This window comes from Corynebacterium sp. LK28 (genome assembly GCF_014335105.1).
Classification (GTDB): domain Bacteria; phylum Actinomycetota; class Actinomycetes; order Mycobacteriales; family Mycobacteriaceae; genus Corynebacterium; species Corynebacterium macclintockiae.
The window spans coordinates 259,470-276,646 of the sequence record NZ_PDGZ01000012.1 but is presented as its reverse complement, the minus strand read 5'-3'; the positions used below and the strand labels follow the sequence as shown (position 1 = coordinate 276,646).

The window sequence follows — 17,177 nt, the reverse complement described above, 5'->3', positions numbered from 1 at the left end:
CTATCCGCAACGGAAAATATTTTCGTATCGGGAACATTGCGCCGATGTAACGCATCCCACACTTGAAAACTCGTATATACCTATGTCTAAAGGAAGGCGTTGATTCCCTTTGTTGTCCGCTGAATCGGCTCAGCACATCAGCCAGAGACAAAAGCCGCAGGCCATACAGCCACAAAATCCACCCGCCACCACCTGGCGCCTGGCCACCGCCCTGCTGGCATTCCTCACCATCCTGGCACTACTGCCCATCCTGGCTGTCAACGCCAACGCAGAGGACAACAACACCGGCGGCGACGGCACCGGTGGCGCCGCAGGTGCCGGAGGCGACGGCAAAGTCGCCATCGTCCTCGACGCCTCAGACTCCATGGCCGAAAAGGACACCAACGACGGCGGCACCCGCATGGACGCAGCCAAAAAAGCCGCCACAGACACCATCAACACCCTCGCCGACAAAACCCAAACCGCCATCATCGCCTACGGATCCAAAGAATCCAACGCCCCCGACAACCGCGCCAAAGGCTGCCAAGACATCACCACCCTCGCACCCCTAGGCAACAACAAGGCCGAAGACCTCAACAACAAAATCAACGGCCTCCAGCCCAAGGGCTACACCCCCATCGGCAACGCCATCAAGAAAGCCGCCGAAGAACTCGGCGACTCCGGCAAACGCAACATCATCCTCGTCTCCGACGGCATCGACACCTGCGCCCCACCACCAGTCTGCGACGTAGCCAAAGACATCGCCGGCGACGGCATCGACCTCGCCATCCACACCGTCGGATTCAAAGTCGACAACAAAGCCCAAAAAGAACTCCAATGCATCTCCGAAGTCTCCGGCGGCACTTACTCCTCCGCCGATGACACCGACGCACTTTCCAAAGCCCTCGCCGACGCCGCCCAACGCGTCGCCGGCGACTACGAATCCGCAGGCACCCCCGTCCAACTAGCGGACAACGCCACCGACGGGTTCTACCTCGGCGAAGGCCTCTACCAAAGCTCCCTACCCGGTCCGCGCGATAACTCCAATGGAGGAGAAGGCGACGAGAAGTGGTTCAGCATCAGCGTCCCAGAAGGCAAGAAAGCTCAGGTCTCGGCGAACCTGGTGCCGGTTGGCTTCGAGGGCGGCGACCACATCTACTACAACGTTGACGTCGAGTTCAAGAACGAAACCTGCGACCACAGCGGATCCGGTTACTACACCGGATCTAATTGGCCCGGGCCGCCGGAGGCGGAAACTGTAACGATCGATCCAGAAGAGGACTGTGATCCGACGAAGTACCGCGTGAAGTTGAACCACTCCGGCACCGAAATTGACCACGACCTGCCGGTGGAGGTCGTCATCGGTTTCGAGCCCCAGGTCGACGGTTCCGAAGCCGGCCCGAAGAACGATCGTAAAGTCCCAGAGGGCGAAGACAAGGATAAGGTCAAGGTTCCCAGCTCTAAGCCGACGCCGACCCCGGGTGGCACGTCGTACAACAAGGCAACCGAAATCACCCCGGGCACAGTGTCCGACACTCTGGTGCCCGGCGAGACGAAGTTCTACCGCATGAACGTCGACTGGGGTCAGCGCCCCCTCGCGGAAGTGGAATTCGACAAGAAACACTCGAACGATTCCCGAAATGGGGACATCTACGTCGCATCTCCCCGTCGCACAATTACTTCTAAGGAGACTGTTAAGTCCCTCGATAAGGATGTTCCCGTCACTGCACGAGCTGTGAGTACGCCGTACGTCTTCTACCGCAACAAGGAAGGAAACGTATCCCAAGGCGAAGCTTCGGATTCCGGTCAGTGGTACGTCATGGTCACTCTCGAGGGCTACGGAGACAACGGAAAGCAGGATAAGGACATCGAGTTCCGCCTGTCGACCGCCCTGGAGGGCAATAAGGTCGATGGACCGGAGTGGCGTCAAACCCTAGAGCCCGGGCCAGCACCATCCCAAGACCCGCCCGGCAGCAGCAACGACGACGGCAGTGGCAACAGTGATGGCGCAGAAAACGGCGACGGCAACAACGGCGACGAAGCTGCCGCGCAAGCCAAGGACATCGACAACGCGTCCCAGAGCAACACCATCCTCTACATCGGCCTGGGAATCCTAGCGGTGATCCTGGCTGCAGCCGTGGCGGTGTACTTCACCGCCGTGCGCCGCAAGTAGCGGCCGCGCGGCGCGGACTCGGCTCGCCGCTGCCTTCCCTTCCCTTCTCGCGGGCTGGGGTTCCGCGGGCTGGGGTTCCGCGGGCTAGGGGGTTCCGCGGGCTAGGGGTTCCGCGGGCTAGGGGGTTCCGCGGGCTGGGGTCACTCCGCTAGTGGCCACGCGGTGTTGACCGGCACGTCCTTGCCTTTCTTCTGGAACCATTCCTGCAGAGATTTCTGCGATTCGTAGAACCACGTGGCCTGAGCAAGCATCAATTCATCCGTCGACATCTGCACAATTTCGGGATACTTGCGCGCCAGCATCCATGCCACACGAGCGGCAGCCACCGCATCTGCCGTCGCCTCGTGTGCATTGTCCAGAACCACACCGTAGTGCTCGCACACACTTTCCAACGTGCGCTTGCCTTTGCGGTACTGATCTTTTGCCCGATCTACGACAAAGGGATCGAACACCGGGCCGTCGACGGTGAAGCTCGGCTCCAACGCTCGCAGCACACTGAGGTCGTAAGCAGCGTTATACACGATCAGCGTGGCACCAGCGCGCCATGCCTCGCGTATCCCTTCGATGGTTTTGGCCAGCACTTCGTCGTGATCCTGGCCGTGTTCGCGGGCGTACTCGGTGGTGATGCCGTGGACGTCAGAGGCCTGCTGCGGAATCTCCACGCCAGGGTCGGCGAGCATTTCAATGTCGTTTCTTTCCCGTCCCTTGATCGTCACCAGTGCGCTGGTGACGATGCGGGCGGTCTTTGGGTCTACGCCGGTGGTTTCCAGGTCGAAGCTCAGCATGTGTGCCGGGTCAAAATGCGGTGCAGTCATGCTGACCACTCTATAACTGTCCCCGGACACCCCCTCGCGGTGTTCGAGAAGAAAACGGTTTTTCTTCACCACACTTTCATCTCTCTGGGAGCTTTTTCTTCGCCGGGAACATTGTGCGGTTGCGTTGCGTCTCACTTCTGAAATTGTCCGTTGGCTCCGTGAATCGCACCTCAGGCAAATTGAACAAGACCCGCAATCCAGCGGACCGAACAAGGCCAGCAATCCCAGCACAGCAAACTAGCTAAACGTACCGAAGCAGAAACCAGAAAGGCGCTGATTCTCTTGTTTTCTGTTAGTTCGGATCCCACGTCAGACAGGACAGGGCTACAAAGCGCTGGGCTACAAAGCGCTGGGACGAACAGGGCAAGCGCACCTCGCACCTGGCGGCTGGCCACCGCGCTGCTGATTTTTCTCACCATCATGACGCTCGTGCCGATCCTGGCAATCAACGCTAACGCCGAAATCAACGCCAACACTCAGGCCCTCATCGCCGCAAATTTCGTTGCCCCGCACCTCAGGAACGATGAATCACGTACTTCACGTACTTACAGTGCCAGACTGAATTACAGAAACGACGATTGCAACGATAGCGGGCAGGGGTCTTTGGACAACCAAACTTGGCCGTCACCCGCCTCGGCCGGCACCCTCATTATCAAGCCCAAAGAAGGCTGCGATCCGTCGCAGTACCGAGTGCGAGTCAGCAACCCCCGCAATCCATCCACCGACGCATTACCGGTCGAGATTGTCGTTGGGTTTGAACCTCTAGTCGCCAGTAGCGAAGCAGATCAAACAAGCGACCAAGAGCTTCCGGATTACGATGACCTTAAAAAGGTCAAGGTGCCTCACCCAACTCCGACGCCGACTCCCGGTGGTCCGTCCTACAGCCAAGCGCCGGAAATCACCGCAGGAACAGTCTCCGATACTCTTGTACCTGGTGAAACGAAGTACTACCGCGTGAACGTCGACTGGGGCCAACGTTCGATCGCGGAGGTGGAATTCGATAAGAACAACACAGGTTCTTACCGCTCTGGACAGATCTCCATCGCCTCTCCGCAACGCGAGTGTACATCCGCAACCACCTTTGCACTCCTGGAGCAGGATCGTCCCCACACTGCACAACACTTGGCTACTCCCCGCGTTTTCTACGACAACCGGAATAAGAACCTGGGACTCCAAGAAGCCTCCAATGCCGGCCAGTGGTACGTCATGGTTATCCTCGATGCTGGCTATGAACACCGCAGGCCAAACGATGGCACCAAGTGGCGTCAAACCTTAGAGCCCGGACCAGCACCATCCGCGGCGGCACCCAGCGACAACAACGGCGACGGAGGTTCCAGCATCAAGGCCTCCCCGAACCACAGATTCCTGTTCATCGGCCTGGGGCTCCTGGCTACCGCCCTGATTACTACCGGGGCGTTCTACCTCACCACCGTGCGTCGCAAGTAGCAGGCCTAATAACAGTGCAGGACCTCGCCAGCCACAAGAAAGCGTTTTCCTGCGGATAGGCGCCTTGTTCCCTAGTATTTCCTTCACCACAGATTCTTATGACCGGGAACCTTTATTGCGTTGGGAACATTGTGTGATCGCTTTGCGTCCAACATCTATAAACGCGCGTGGGTTCCGTAGGGCGCAGCCCGAACGAAGTGAACGCACCAAGGCAGAAACAAAGACAAAGTAGAGATAGAAAAAGGAAGGCGTTGATTCCCTTTGTTGTCCGCTGAATCGGCTCAGCACATCAGCCAGAGACAAAAGCCACAGGCCATACAGCCACAAAGCCCACCCGCCACTACCTGGCGCCTGACCACCGCCCTGCTGGCATTCCTCACCATCCTGGCACTACTGCCCACCCTGGCCGTCAACGCCAACGCAGAGGACAGCAAAGACAACAACGACAGCGCCGACCAACGCGTCGCCGGCGACTACGAATCCGCAGGCACACCCGTCCAACTAGCCAGCAACGCCACCGACGGGTTCTACCTCGGCGAAGGCCTCTACCAAAGCTTCCTGCCCAGCCCGCGCGACAGCGTAAAAGACGGCGATGACAAATGGTTCAGCATCAGCATCCCGGAAGGCAAGAAAGCTCGAATCTCCGTGAATGCGGCTCCGCGTGGATTCGAGGATGAAGACACGCACTACTACGGCACCCGGGTGGAGTACACGAACGACTCTTGCAGTGACGAGGGCGGTGGCTCTTCCTCCACTACAAGTTGGCCAGATCCGCCCGAAGGAGAGTCTGTGACCATCGACCCCGAAGATGGCTGCGACCCGACAAAGTACCGCGTAAAGATCAACGGCGCTGGCACCCAATTTGATAGCGAACTGCCGGTGGAGATCGTCATCGGTTTCGAGCCCCAGGTCGACGGTTCCGAAGCTGGCCCGAAGAACGATCGTGAAGTCCCAGAGGGCGAAGACAGGGACAAGGTCAAGGTTCCCAGCTCCGAGCCGAAGCCGACCCCTGGCGGCACGTCGTACAACACGGCAACCGAAATCACCCCGGGCACGGTGTCCGACACCCTGGTACCCGGGGAGACGAAGTTCTACCGCATGAACGTCGACTGGGGCCAGCGCCCCCTCGCGGAAGTGGAATTCGACAAGAAGCAGACTGATTCCTACCGCTCCGGCCAAGTCTTCGTCGCCTCGCCACGACGCACCCACACGTCTTATTCGAATGCGGAATCCTTGGACGATGATATTCCCGTCACTGCACGCGCTGTGAGTACACCGTACGTCTTCTACCGCAACCGCGAAGGATCCACGTCGCAGGATGAAGCCACAGATGCCGGTCAGTGGTACGTCATGGTCACCCTTGATGGAGGTGATGAGAACGGAAAGCAGGATAAGGACATCGAGTTCCGCCTGTCGACTGCCTTGGACGGCGACAAGGTCGATGGACCGGAGTGGCGTCAAACCCTCGAACCCGGACCGGCACCCTCTACCGAGCCATCCAGCGACAACGACGGGGGCGCCGGCAATTCCAACGCCAACCCCGACGTGCGCGCCGAGAACATCGACAACGCACCCCAGAACAACACGATCCTGTTAATCGGCCTGGGACTCCTGGCTATCGTCCTAATCATCGTCGTGGCGGTCTTCGTCGCCGCGCGCCGCAATTAACTAGCACGTCAGTAGACTGGCGGGGGTGAGTACTCATTCCCGCTGGCAAGAACTCGCTGACCAGGTGCGTCACCACCGGCAGCTCTACTACTACGGCGACCCGGAGATCTCGGACGCGGACTTCGACGCACTATTGCAGGAGCTCAAAGACCTGGAGCAAGCCCACCCCGAAGTTGTCACCGGCCCATCCCCTACCACGGAAGTCGCCCCGGCCCCGCCCACCAGCAGCCCGTTTCGCAACGTCGACCACCGCGAACAGATGCTCAGTCTGGATAACGTCTTCGATACAGAGCAACTCGCCGGCTGGCTGGACCGCACCCCCGCGAAGACATATCTGACGGAGCTGAAGATCGACGGGGCGTCCATAAACCTCCTTTACATCGACGGAAAGCTGGAACTCGCGCTGACCCGCGGCGACGGCACGACGGGCGAGGACATCACCCACAACGCGCGCACGCTCGACGACATCCCGGATACCCTCCACGGCACCGACGAGTTCCCCGTACCCGCCCTGGTGGAAATCCGCGGCGAGGTGTTCATCGACGTCGAGGACTTCGCCACCATGAATGCCCAGCGCCAGGCCGAGGGGCTGAAGATGTTCGCCAACCCTCGTAACGCCGCGGCTGGCGCGATGCGGCAGAAGAACTCCGCGGATACGGCGAAGCGCCCGCTGAAGTTGATTTGCCACGGTATCGGCGCGCGCGAGGGCTTCTCCCCAGCCTCCCAGCACGATGCGTACCGCGCGATTGCCGCGTGGGGGCTGCCGGTCAGCCCGTACACAAAGCAGGTGCACTCCGCCAAGGAGGTCCAGCAGCAGGTCGAGTACTGGGGCAACCACCGCCACGACGCGGCGCATGAGATGGACGGTCTGGTCGTTAAGGTCGATTCCCTGGAAGAGCAGCTGGAGCTCGGCCACACCAGCCGCGCCCCGCGCTGGGCGATCGCGTACAAGTACCCGCCGGAAGAGGCGATGACCACACTGCACAACATCCGCGTCGGCATTGGCCGCACGGGCCGTGCTACGCCGTATGCCGTCATGGCGCCGAAGTACGTCGCGGGCTCCACGGTTTCGATGGCCACGCTGCACAATCCCACGGAGGCGCACCGCAAGGGCGTGATGCTGGGCGATACGATCACTATCCGCAAGGCCGGCGAGGTCATCCCAGAGGTACTGGGCCCGGTCGAGGACAAGCGCACGGGTGCGGAGCGGCCTTTCCTGTTCTCGACGTTCTGCCCCGAGTGCGGCACCCGGTTGGCTCCTTCGAAGGTTGGGGACGCCGACTGGCGCTGCCCCAACACTCAATACTGTCCTGGCCAGTTGCATACCCGCTTGACGTACCTGGCTTCCCGCAAGGCGTTTGATATCGACGCGTTAGGGGAAAAGGGTGCTTATGATCTGATCCATTCCGGGGTGCTGGCCGACGAGTCGGAGCTGTTCGACCTCAGCGCGGAGGACCTGGAAAAGACCAGTTCGTATGCGACGAAAGCCGGGAAGTTGAATAAGTCCGGCGAGACGTTGCTGGAGAAGTTGCAGTCCGCGAAGGAGGCGGACCTGTGGCGGGTGCTGGTTGCGCTGTCGATCCGGCACGTTGGGCCGACTGCAGCGAAGGCGCTGGCGAAGCACTTCGAGTCGGTAGAGGACATCGCTTCTGCCACGGTGGAGGACATGGCCGGCATCGACGGTGTGGGTGAGACGATCGCGGAGTCGATCTCCGCGTGGTTCGCGGTGGATTGGCATCGCCGGATCGTAGACCGCTGGACGGCTGCTGGCGTGCGGATGCGCCAGGAGGCCGGAGACGCTTCCGGCGCAGAGGACGGTGTGGATTCCACACTGTTGGAGGGCCTGACGATCGTGGTCACCGGCTCGTTGGAGGATTTCTGTCGGACGGCGGCGAAGGAAGCCATCGAGGCTCGCGGCGGCAAGGCTGCGGGCAGCGTGTCGAAGAAGACGGACTTCCTGGTGGCGGGCGAAAAGGCTGGCTCCAAGCTGAAGAAGGCCGAGGACCTGGGCGTGCCGGTGCTGGACGAGGCAGGCTTCAAGGAGCTGCTGGAACACGGCGCAAACCAAACGCCGCAAAACCGAACTGAGTAGAGAGGCAGGATCGAATGACTCAGACCACAGCACTTTCCCTCCCGGAGATCGGGCTCGGCACGTACAAGATGCAAGGCCAGGCGGGCGCAAACTCCGTGGCCGCGGGCATCCGCGCGGGCTACCGACTGATTGACACGGCCTACAACTACGAAAATGAGGGCGCGGTGGGCGCGGGCGTCCGCGCGGCGACCGGTGCCGCCGGCGCGCCTGACATGGCGGCCCCTGCCGGCGCGATCCGCCGCGACGAGGTGATCGTCACTTCCAAGCTGCCCGGCCGATACCAGCGCCACGAAGACACTGTCGCATCCGTCGAAGAATCCCTTTTCCGCCTGGGCCTGGACCGCATCGACCTGCACCTCATCCACTGGCCGAATCCCCAGCAGGGCCTCTACGTGGAGGCCTTTGAATCGCTGCTGGAGCTGCGGGAACGCGGGCTGATCCGCCACGTGGGCGTGTGCAACTTCCTGCCCGATCACCTGGAGGCCGTCCACGCCGCCACCGGCGAATATCCCGTGGTCAACCAGATTGAGCTACACCCGCATTTCCCACAGGTCGAGGCCGTTGCGGTACACCGCGAGCTGGGTATAGTCACGCAGGCTTGGTCGCCACTGCTGCGCGGCGCGGTCTTGGAGGAGCCGGTCATTGCTGAAATTGCGGACGCCCACTCCGCAACTCCTGGCCAGGTCGTTCTAGCGTGGCACCGCGGCCGCGGGGTGTTGGCGATCCCGAAGGCTTCCTCGGCGGACCGGCAGCGCGAGAACTTGGAGTCGTTGGATATCACCCTGAGTGACGCGGAGATCGAGGCGATCACCGCACTGGGCCGCCCGGACGGGCGCCGGAAGAACCAGGACCCGGCGGTCTACGAGGAGTTCTAGCGCGCCGGGTCTGTGCCGTGGTCAGGCGCGCTTAGTCGCTGCCGGCGTGCGCTCGCAAAGTATCAATTGCTCCACAGTAAGGCCGCCGCGTGGCGGGCACGAGCTGCAGCCACGGAGGACTGCGCCGCGGTGCGCTTGCCCTCGGGCACCACGACGTCCACCATTCCCGGCAGCTCGTCGGCGGGCAGGGTCCACTGCGTCCACTGGCGCAGAACGGCGCGGGCGATCTCGCCCGCGGCGGACTCCACGTTGGCATTCCCCTGGTCAGTATTCACCGCCCAGCCGATTCCCTGTCCGCGTCCGATCATCCCGCCGACCAGGTCTTTTCCGCTGACTGTCCGCAACTGATCCGCGGGCACCACGATGCGGTGGAAGCCGGGCGCGTGCGAGAGGGCGTCATCGATAAAAGACCCCGTATCCAGCACCACCGGGCGCGCGACCTGCTGCTGGAAGCGCTGCCACACCCCGTAGATGAACTCGCGGTCGACGGCGGGGATCGTGTCGAAGCGGGTGGCGCCAGGCAGGCCGCCCATGACTTCGCGAACGCGCGGCTCGTGGAGGGCAATAATGACCTCGCAGCCGAGAGTCGCCGACAACGCGCCGGCGACCTGCTCCACGCCGAAGCCCAGGTGCAGCGCGCAGTCCTTAAACGCCGGCCGGTCGCGCAGCACGGGATGGCCGCGGAACTCCACCTCCGCGCCAAAGGTCCAGGGGCCGGTGACGTGCAACATCAGGCGCTCGACTTTGCCCGCCAGCAGCTCCTCGGCGGCATCCGTGGCCTCGCGAACCCAACCGTCCATGCGGCGAGATTCCAGGCTCGGGTGGGCCGTCAGCTCCCACCCGCGCGGATTAGCGCGGATCGGCAGCTGCGCGAAGCTGGCCGTCAGCGCCGTGAGATCCCCCGCCTTTCCACAGCGCGGGAACGACAATACCGGCGGCGCGCCCGTGTCCTCGTCCACGTCGCAGGTGCGGGTCAGCGCGGACTGGATCGCGGCGCGCACCTCCGCGTGATCCGTGACGGTGTTCTCCCACCAGCCCAGTCGCTCGATCGGCTCCGGCTGCGCGGTGTCTCTTGCCATCGCCGTACTACGCCTCTGCTGGCGTTGCGAGCTCGCCCGTATTGCCAGCAGCTCCGGCGTCGTCCCACGGCGCGGTAGCGCGGATGGTTCCGCTGCCCAGCAGGATGTCACCGTCGGCGTCTGGCTGGTACACCACGGCGGCCTGCCCGCGCGCCACGCCTTGCAGCGGCTCGTGCAGGTCGAGCTCTAGGCGCCACGGGCTCTCGCCCTCCTTCTTGACGCGCCCCGCCGGCGTAGTCCCCTCCGGGTCGTCCACCAGCCGCGCGGTGGCGGGCACTACCCCACCGTGGGCGCGCACCTGGACCTCGCACTCAAATTCGCGGCCGTGTACGGCAGGGTCCAGGCGCTTCAGCCGGTCGGCCGTGATCCCGCCGACGCGTAGGTCGTCGCGCTGACCGATAGTCACGGTGCCCGTGGCGGCGTCAATATCCGTCACATAGCGCGGCTTGCCGTCCAGGCCTTCACGCGGCAGCCCCAACCCCTTGCGCTGGCCGATGGTGAAGCCGTATACCCCGTCGTGCTCCGCGACGGTCGACCCGTCCTGGTCCTTCATCAGCCCCGGCCGCAGGCCGATCTTTTTGCCCAGGAACGCCTGCGTCTGCCCGTCGGGGATGAAGCAAATGTCGTGGGAATCCGGCTTGGAGGCCACGCCGAATCCGCGGTCCTTCGCCTCTTCGCGAATCTCCGGCTTGATCGTGTCGCCGACCGGGAACATACAGTGCGCTAGCTGTTCGTCGGTCAGCACGCCTAGCACATACGACTGATCCTTGTTCGCGTCCACGCCGCGGCGCATCACGCCGTCGTGCAGGCGGGCGTAGTGGCCCGTCACCACCGCATCGAACCCCAGCGCGATGGAACGGTCCAGCAACGCCTCGAACTTGATTTTCTCGTTGCAGCGCAGGCACGGGTTGGGTGTCTCGCCGATGGCGTAGGAATCCACGAAGTCGTCGATCACGTCGGCTTTGAAGCGGTCGGAGAAGTCCCACACGTAGAACGGAATCCCCAGCTTGTCGGCCACGCGGCGCGCGTCCGCGGAGTCCTCCAGGGAGCAGCACCCGCGCGAGCCCGCCCGCACGGCCTCGGGAGACTGGGATAGTGCCAGGTGTACGCCGATCACTTCGTGTCCGGCTTCGAGCGCTCGGGAGGCCGCCACGGCGGAATCCACACCGCCACTCATTGCTGCTACTACTCGCATGTTTGGCACCCTACTCGGGTACCCGCCGGTTAGGCCATTCCGGCGGCGCGGGCCTGTTCGACCACGCGCGGGAGGATGCCCGCCAGATACCCGACTTCTTCGTCGGTGATGTCCGCGCCCAGGGTTATCCGCAGCGCACCGCGGGCAACATCCACTGGTACGCCCATGGCGGTCAGCACGTGGCTGGCGCGGTTCACCCCGGCGCTGCAGGCAGAGCCTGTCGATGCGTCCACCCCGGCGGCGTCCAAAAGCATGATCAGCGAGTCTCCCTCCGCGCCGGGGAAGCTCATGTGCAGGTGCCCGGGCAGCGCGCCAACCTCGGGAGTCCAGATCCGCACACCGTCGATGCCTTGCGCCGCCGCCCGTAGCGTCTCGCGCGCCACGCGCATTCTGGCGGTTGCTTGTTCTAGCTCTTTTATTGATGACGCCAGCGCCGCCGCACATCCCACCGCACCCTGCACGTTCACGGTGCCGGAGCGGAGCTTTCGCTCCTGTCCGCCTCCGCGCACGGGGCTTAAGATATCCGCGTCTCGGCGGGCGAGCAGCAGGCCCGTGTTCTTCGGGCCGCCGAACTTGTGGGCGCTGGCGGCCAGTGTGGTGGCGCCGAGGGCGTGGAAGTCGACGGGGATGTGGCCGACGGCTTGCACTGCGTCGGTGTGGAAAGGCACGCCATTGTCGCGGGCGAAGCTGGCGAGAGTCTCCACCGGCTGTATCGCGCCGGTTTCGTTGTTGGCCCACATGCAGGTCAGCAGCGCCAGGTCGCTGGGCGCGTCCGCGCCGCGTTCTAGCCCGGCAATCCAGTCTTCGGCACGGATGCGACCGGCGGCGTCCACAGGAAGGACCGCACGCTCAAACCCCAGGTCGAGCGGCCCCGCGGTGAGCCAATCGACGGACTCGACCACGGCGGGGTGTTCAATGTCGGAGCTGGCGATCACGTGCGCGCCCCGGTGGGCCTTCGATCCAAACGCGAGCCCCTGGATGGCGATGTTGTCGGCCTCCGTGCCGGAGCCGGTGAAGATCACCTCAGCTGCATCCGCGCCGAGGAGTTCGGCGATCTGCTCGCGGGCGTCCTCGAGGCTGCGACGGGCATCGCGGCCGGTCTTGTACTGGCCTGCGGGGTTCAGCAGCCCCGCAGCGCGATCCATCGCCTCCTGCGCTTCGGGCCGCAGCGCCTGGGACGCCGCGTTGTCCACGTACAGGCGTCCCTGCGCAGCTGCTCCGCCGGGTTCCGCGCCACCAGTACCTGCGCCGCCCGTCACATCAGCCGACGTGCCGGGCGCCGGGCTCTTCGCTGCGTGGTTTTCCATGTTCACGTCCCCTACCCTACTTCCCTCGACGCAAAGACAAGGGGACAGCCGGATCGAAAGATTCCGGATCTAACACTTCTAACAAGCCCACCAGAATCTAACAGATCTAACAAAAACGCCAGGCTTTTCACTATGGTGTGAAGCATGTCCGAACCCTCATACCAAGCCACCGTACCCGGCCCGCGCAACCCCTTCCGCCCCAGCTTCGGCACGTCGCCGTACTACCTGGCAGGCAGAGCAGAGCTGCTGCAGGATTTCGAGCTCAGCCTCGCCGAGGGCCCCGGCTCCCCGCACCGCACGATCTTGGCCAGTGGTCTACGTGGTGTGGGTAAAACGGTACTGCTCAACGAGATCGAGGACAAGGCCCGCACCCAGGGCTGGATCGTCCTGCGCGCCTACCCGAATAGCGACATGATCTCCGAGCTGGTCGAAACGACTATCCCCACCGCCATTACAAGTATCGAGCAGCCCCCGGAGCGCAAGCTCTCCGGGGCCTCCATAACCGGCGTGGGCAGCTTCCGCACGGAAGCGCACTCGCGGGCCGAGGAACTCCGCAGTGTGCCGACACTCATCACCCGCCTGCGCGAGCTCTCCGACGCGATCACGGGCGCCGGCATCCTCATCACCCTCGACGAGCTGCAATCCGCCGACCTCGACCAACTCCACCGACTGGCCACCGCGGTCCAGGACCTCATGCGCGACGAGCGCGACATTGCCCTGGTCTGCGCGGGCCTGCCTCACGGCGTGGACACGCTACTGCAGCACGAGGGCACCACGTTTCTCCGCCGCGCTTTCCGCGTAGACCTCCACGCGGTGCCCACCGAGGAAGTCTCGAAGACCCTCGCCATCACCGCCGCGGATTCTGGTCGCCCTTTTACTGATGACGCCCTAATCCGCGCCACCGACATGTGCCGCGGATACCCTTACCTCATCCAAGTGGTTGGCGCACTGTCCTGGGCTGCTGCCGGGATCGACAGTTCGGGCACCATCGAAGCCGCACACGTGGAGACTGCCTCCCAGCGGGCTATCGACCGCATGACTAGCCACGTTCACCGGCCCGCACTCAGCCGCCTGCCGGAGGGGGAAATGAACTTCCTCCGCGCGATGGCTGCGATTATTGCCGACGAGGGGGTGCGCGAACCAGAATCGGCAACGACCACGAACCCTGAGACAAGAACTGCCAAAACCGGAGACATCGCCGCCCACCTGGGCGTGGAGCCGAGGGGCCTATCCACCTGGCGTAGCCGCCTGATCACGCGCGATCTGATCGAGCCGGCGGGATTCGGCCACGTGCGTTTCACGCTGCCGTACATGGACGACTACATCCGGCAGCAGGACGCGTAGCGCCGAACGGGGCGCAAGAAAAACCGGCGCCCTCTCGCCAGCGTAAAGCTAAGCGAAAGGGCGCCGGCTAATGGCTGCCACCCGCGCCAGTAGAGGCGACAGGGCGGCTTTAAAGCCTAGGGCGAAGAACTACTTGCGGTTCTTCAGCTCCTCGGTAGCCTGCGGTGCAACGTTGAACAGGTCGCCAACAACACCGAAGTCTGCGATCTCGAAGATGGAAGCCTCTTCGTCCTTGTTCACAGCGACGATGGTCTTGGAGGTCTGCATACCAGCCTTGTGCTGGATAGCGCCGGAGATGCCCAGTGCGATGTACAGGTTCGGGGAGACCGTAACACCGGTCTGACCGACCTGGAACTTGCCCGGGTAGTAGTCGGCGTCCACAGCCGCACGGGAAGCACCAACAGCAGCGCCCATGACGTCGGCCAGCGGCTCGACAACGTCGGTGAAGCCCTCCGGGCCGCCCACGCCACGACCACCGGAGACCACGATGTTGGCCTCGGTCAGATCCGGACGGTCGCCGGCCTCAGCCGGTGCGAAGGAGGTGATGGTAACGGCGGTCGGGCCAGCGGCCGGCAGCTCAACCTGCTGGACGTTGCCAGCAGCAGCCTGCGGCTCCGGATCCAGGGAGCCCGGTGCCAGGGTGAAGACCGGGGAAGCGCCAGCGGCGGAAGCGGTAACGGTGTAAGCGCCACCGAAGATGCTGATCTCAGCGGTCTTCTCAGCGGTGATGTTGTTGGTGTTGTACAGAACACCGGAAGCAACGCGGGCGCCAACACGGCCGGCAACCTCGTTGCCCGTTGCGGTAGCGGATACGACGACCGGAACCTGCAGCTGTGCTGCCAGGCCGGACAGTGCGTCGACCTCCGGGGTAATCAGCAGGGACTCTGCCTGATCGGACTCTGCGGCGTAGATGGTCTCTGCGCCAGCCTCGGCCAGGGCGCCCTGCAGCTTCTCGGTGGTGCCGGGAGCGCCAACAACAACGGCGCCGACGGTGCCGAACACGCGTGCAGCGGTGATCAGCTCGACGGTGGAGTTCTTCAGCTGACCCTCACCGTGCTCAACCAGTACTAGTACGTTGGTCATGTCCTTAAATCCCTACTTCCCTTAAACCAGCTTTTCCTTGACCAGGAACTCGACCAGCTTCTTGCCGCCCTCGCCCTCGTCGTTGATGATCTCACCAGCCGACTTCGGCGGCTTCGGGGTGGAAGCAGAAACGGAGGTGGTGGCGTTTGCCAGGCCAACGTTTGCAGCGTCCACGCCGATCTCGCCCAGAGACAGCTCTTCGATGGTCTTCTTCTTGGCAGCCATGATGCCCTTGAAGGCAGCGAAGCGCGGGGTGTTGGACTTCTCAGTCACAGACACGATGGCCGGGGTCGGAGCCTCCAGGCCGAACACGCCCTCTTCGGTGACGCGCTTACCGGTGACCTTGCCACCCTCAACGTTCAGCTCTTCCATGTGGGTCAGAGCCGGGATCTGGCGGTACTCAGCCAGCAGACCCGGAACGGAGCCAGCGCCACCGTCGGTGGAGGCGTTACCGGCGATAATCAGCTCGATGTCCTCGATCTGGTTCAGAGCGTTGGACAGGGTCCATGCCGTGCCCAGTGCGTCGGAGCCAGCCAGGTTCTCGTCGACAACCAGCTTGGCTTCGTCGCAGCCCAGGGACAGTGCCTTGCGAAGCGCCTCGGTTGCGCGCTCCGGGCCGACGGACAGGACGATGACGTTACGGGAGCTGTCAGCTTCCTTCAGCTGCAGTGCAGCCTCCACAGCGTTTTCGTTGATTTCGTCCAGGACAGCGTCTGCGCTGTCGCGGTCGAGGGTGAAGTCATCGTCGGTGAGCTTGCGCTCGGAGTAGGTGTCCGGCACCTGCTTAACCAGAACAACGATGTTCGACATTCGTTGACCTTCCTGCTTGGGTATTGTGATTTGGCACCATAGTACCTACCACCGGGTGATCATCGCCACAACTTTCCTATATTGTTTTAGAACTACCCCCGCGAGCAGTGGCGTGCTCGGCAAATGTAGGCCACAGCCTTCGCCGCGCCGCCCTCACCGACGCGAGTAACCACCACAGAGAACCCGGAATCCGCCGCGCTGGCGCCACTGTGAGTAGCGCCCGCACTGCCCGCGCCCTTCTTTAACTTCCACTTCTTCCGCAGCTCGTCCGGATCCACGTCCACGCCCCGCACGAGGATCTCCACGCTCTTCGCGCCCAGCCCCACCAACGCGGGTCGCGCTTTCTTCAGCGGCACCTCTTCTAGAACCTCGAACCCACGCACGCCCGCGGGCAGCTCGTCGCCGGTCAGATACGCGATGTGCGGGTCCAGCTGCCACAGCCCGTGCCGCGCCGCATACTGGCGCACCAGCCCGGCGCGCACGATGGCACCGTCGGGGTCCACGATGTAGCGCCCTGCCGCGCCCACACGATCGGTCTCGGGGTCGTCGCTGCTCACTGTTTCTTTAACTGATGACGCCCCCATCACCACCGCCCGGCGCCCCCGCCCAAGGATGCCGGGTGAGTACAGGCAGGTCTCCTTTACTCCCCCATCGACGGACACGACCTCCACATGGCCGTCGAACTCGGAGTAGTCGATCCCCGGGGCACACTTGACCACCAAGTTGTCGTAGCAGTCCATGAGCTCCGGCAGCGGCGGCTGCAGATCCTCCAGTTTGGCGATGCGCCCCGAGGAGTTGCGCCGTGCCGGATCCGCCACGACCACACCCGATTTATGGGCACCCGCGAACGCGAAGGCCGGGCGCAGCGCATCCATGCGCACCACCGGAACCTCCGGCATATTGAAACGCGCCATGCGCAGGCGCTGCTGGTCCAGGTCCCCGCCCAGCACGCGCAGCCCTGCTTCAGCCAGCGCGTGCAACTCGGTGCCGATGCTGCAAGTGACGTCCACGGCAGCTTCCACCCCGGCACCCTTCAGCACTTCAGCGCGCCAGGCCGCCACGATCGGCGGGGTGGCCTGTTGGGTGGATTCACTATCCATTAGCCAGTCCTCCGGCAGCTTTCCTGCCCGGCGGGCCTGTACTAGCTCCACCAGGGCGCGGGCGTTTTCGCCGTGAGCTTTGCGCAGCTGGGAAAGGTCCTGCACCAGTGACTTCTTGGTCAGCTGGTACGTGGTGGCGTCATTAATAAGGGGCGAGCCAGCGGCGCAATCGGCGAGCAGAAAAGACAGCTCGGCAGAAGAAAAGGCCATG

General features: G+C 63.4%; 13 protein-coding genes. 6 read left to right on the top strand and 7 right to left on the bottom strand.

Features of this window, described 5'->3' with window-relative positions; all coding sequences use genetic code 11:
- Positions 1-109 precede the first annotated feature (109 nt).
- A complete protein-coding gene (locus CRD15_RS07425; protein ID WP_237744533.1) occupies positions 110-2,152 on the top strand; it encodes a VWA domain-containing protein in 2,043 nt (680 codons plus the stop codon).
- Positions 2,153-2,292: 140 nt separating this feature from the next.
- Here the strand turns inward: CRD15_RS07425 and CRD15_RS07420 are convergent, their stop codons facing one another.
- The gene (locus CRD15_RS07420) at positions 2,293-2,967 is read right to left on the bottom strand and encodes a 3'-5' exonuclease (RefSeq protein WP_051873802.1); all 675 of its coding nucleotides are present in this window, start codon (positions 2,965-2,967) and stop codon (positions 2,293-2,295) included.
- Positions 2,968-3,804: 837 nt separating this feature from the next.
- On the opposite strand from CRD15_RS07420, the gene CRD15_RS07415 reads away from it, so the two are divergent.
- From CRD15_RS07415 to CRD15_RS07400, 4 genes are all read left to right on the top strand, one after another.
- The gene (locus CRD15_RS07415) at positions 3,805-4,413 is read left to right on the top strand and encodes a hypothetical protein (protein ID WP_187402239.1); all 609 of its coding nucleotides are present in this window, start codon (positions 3,805-3,807) and stop codon (positions 4,411-4,413) included.
- Between the two features lie 261 nt (positions 4,414-4,674).
- Positions 4,675-6,081, top strand: coding sequence for a hypothetical protein (locus tag CRD15_RS07410; RefSeq protein WP_187402238.1), 1,407 nt, complete (start codon positions 4,675-4,677; stop codon positions 6,079-6,081).
- 25 nt (positions 6,082-6,106) lie between these two features.
- Positions 6,107-8,173 (top strand): NAD-dependent DNA ligase LigA, encoded by a 2,067-nt coding sequence (ligA, locus tag CRD15_RS07405; protein ID WP_187402237.1) that lies wholly within the window; start codon positions 6,107-6,109, stop codon positions 8,171-8,173.
- 14 nt (positions 8,174-8,187) lie between these two features.
- Positions 8,188-9,048 carry an aldo/keto reductase gene (locus CRD15_RS07400; RefSeq protein WP_034979166.1) on the top strand — a complete coding sequence of 287 codons (861 nt, stop codon included), beginning with the start codon at positions 8,188-8,190 and terminating at the stop codon, positions 9,046-9,048.
- A 62-nt stretch (positions 9,049-9,110) separates the two neighbouring features.
- Here CRD15_RS07400 and CRD15_RS07395 read toward each other — a convergent pair whose 3' ends face one another.
- Genes CRD15_RS07395 through CRD15_RS07385 form a run of 3 tightly spaced genes read right to left on the bottom strand, consistent with a single transcriptional unit; the run spans position 9,111 to position 12,635 of the window.
- Positions 9,111-10,127 carry a hypothetical protein gene (locus CRD15_RS07395; protein WP_187402236.1) on the bottom strand — a complete coding sequence of 339 codons (1,017 nt, stop codon included), beginning with the start codon at positions 10,125-10,127 and terminating at the stop codon, positions 9,111-9,113.
- A 7-nt stretch (positions 10,128-10,134) separates the two neighbouring features.
- Positions 10,135-11,322: a tRNA 2-thiouridine(34) synthase MnmA gene (gene mnmA / locus CRD15_RS07390; protein WP_034970847.1), complete on the bottom strand. Its 1,188-nt coding sequence runs from the start codon at positions 11,320-11,322 to the stop codon at positions 10,135-10,137.
- A gap of 29 nt (positions 11,323-11,351) precedes the next feature.
- On the bottom strand, positions 11,352-12,635 hold the full coding sequence (locus CRD15_RS07385; RefSeq protein ID WP_237744215.1) for a cysteine desulfurase family protein: 1,284 nt from the start codon (positions 12,633-12,635) through the stop codon (positions 11,352-11,354).
- A gap of 138 nt (positions 12,636-12,773) precedes the next feature.
- Between CRD15_RS07385 and CRD15_RS07380 the strand changes: the two genes are divergently transcribed.
- The gene (locus CRD15_RS07380) at positions 12,774-13,973 is read left to right on the top strand and encodes an ATP-binding protein (protein ID WP_034970848.1); all 1,200 of its coding nucleotides are present in this window, start codon (positions 12,774-12,776) and stop codon (positions 13,971-13,973) included.
- Positions 13,974-14,102: 129 nt separating this feature from the next.
- Here CRD15_RS07380 and CRD15_RS07375 read toward each other — a convergent pair whose 3' ends face one another.
- The 3 genes from CRD15_RS07375 to CRD15_RS07365 all read right to left on the bottom strand — a co-directional run bounded on the left by CRD15_RS07375 (position 14,103) and on the right by CRD15_RS07365 (position 17,176).
- Complete coding sequence (locus tag CRD15_RS07375; RefSeq protein WP_034970849.1) at positions 14,103-15,056, bottom strand: electron transfer flavoprotein subunit alpha/FixB family protein; 954 nt, start codon at positions 15,054-15,056, stop codon at positions 14,103-14,105.
- A gap of 21 nt (positions 15,057-15,077) precedes the next feature.
- Positions 15,078-15,866, bottom strand: a complete 789-nt coding sequence (locus tag CRD15_RS07370; RefSeq protein WP_034970850.1) for an electron transfer flavoprotein subunit beta/FixA family protein — start codon at positions 15,864-15,866, stop codon at positions 15,078-15,080.
- 92 nt (positions 15,867-15,958) lie between these two features.
- The gene (locus CRD15_RS07365) at positions 15,959-17,176 is read right to left on the bottom strand and encodes an SAM-dependent methyltransferase (RefSeq protein WP_187402235.1); all 1,218 of its coding nucleotides are present in this window, start codon (positions 17,174-17,176) and stop codon (positions 15,959-15,961) included.
- Between the last annotated feature and the right edge of the window lies 1 nt (position 17,177).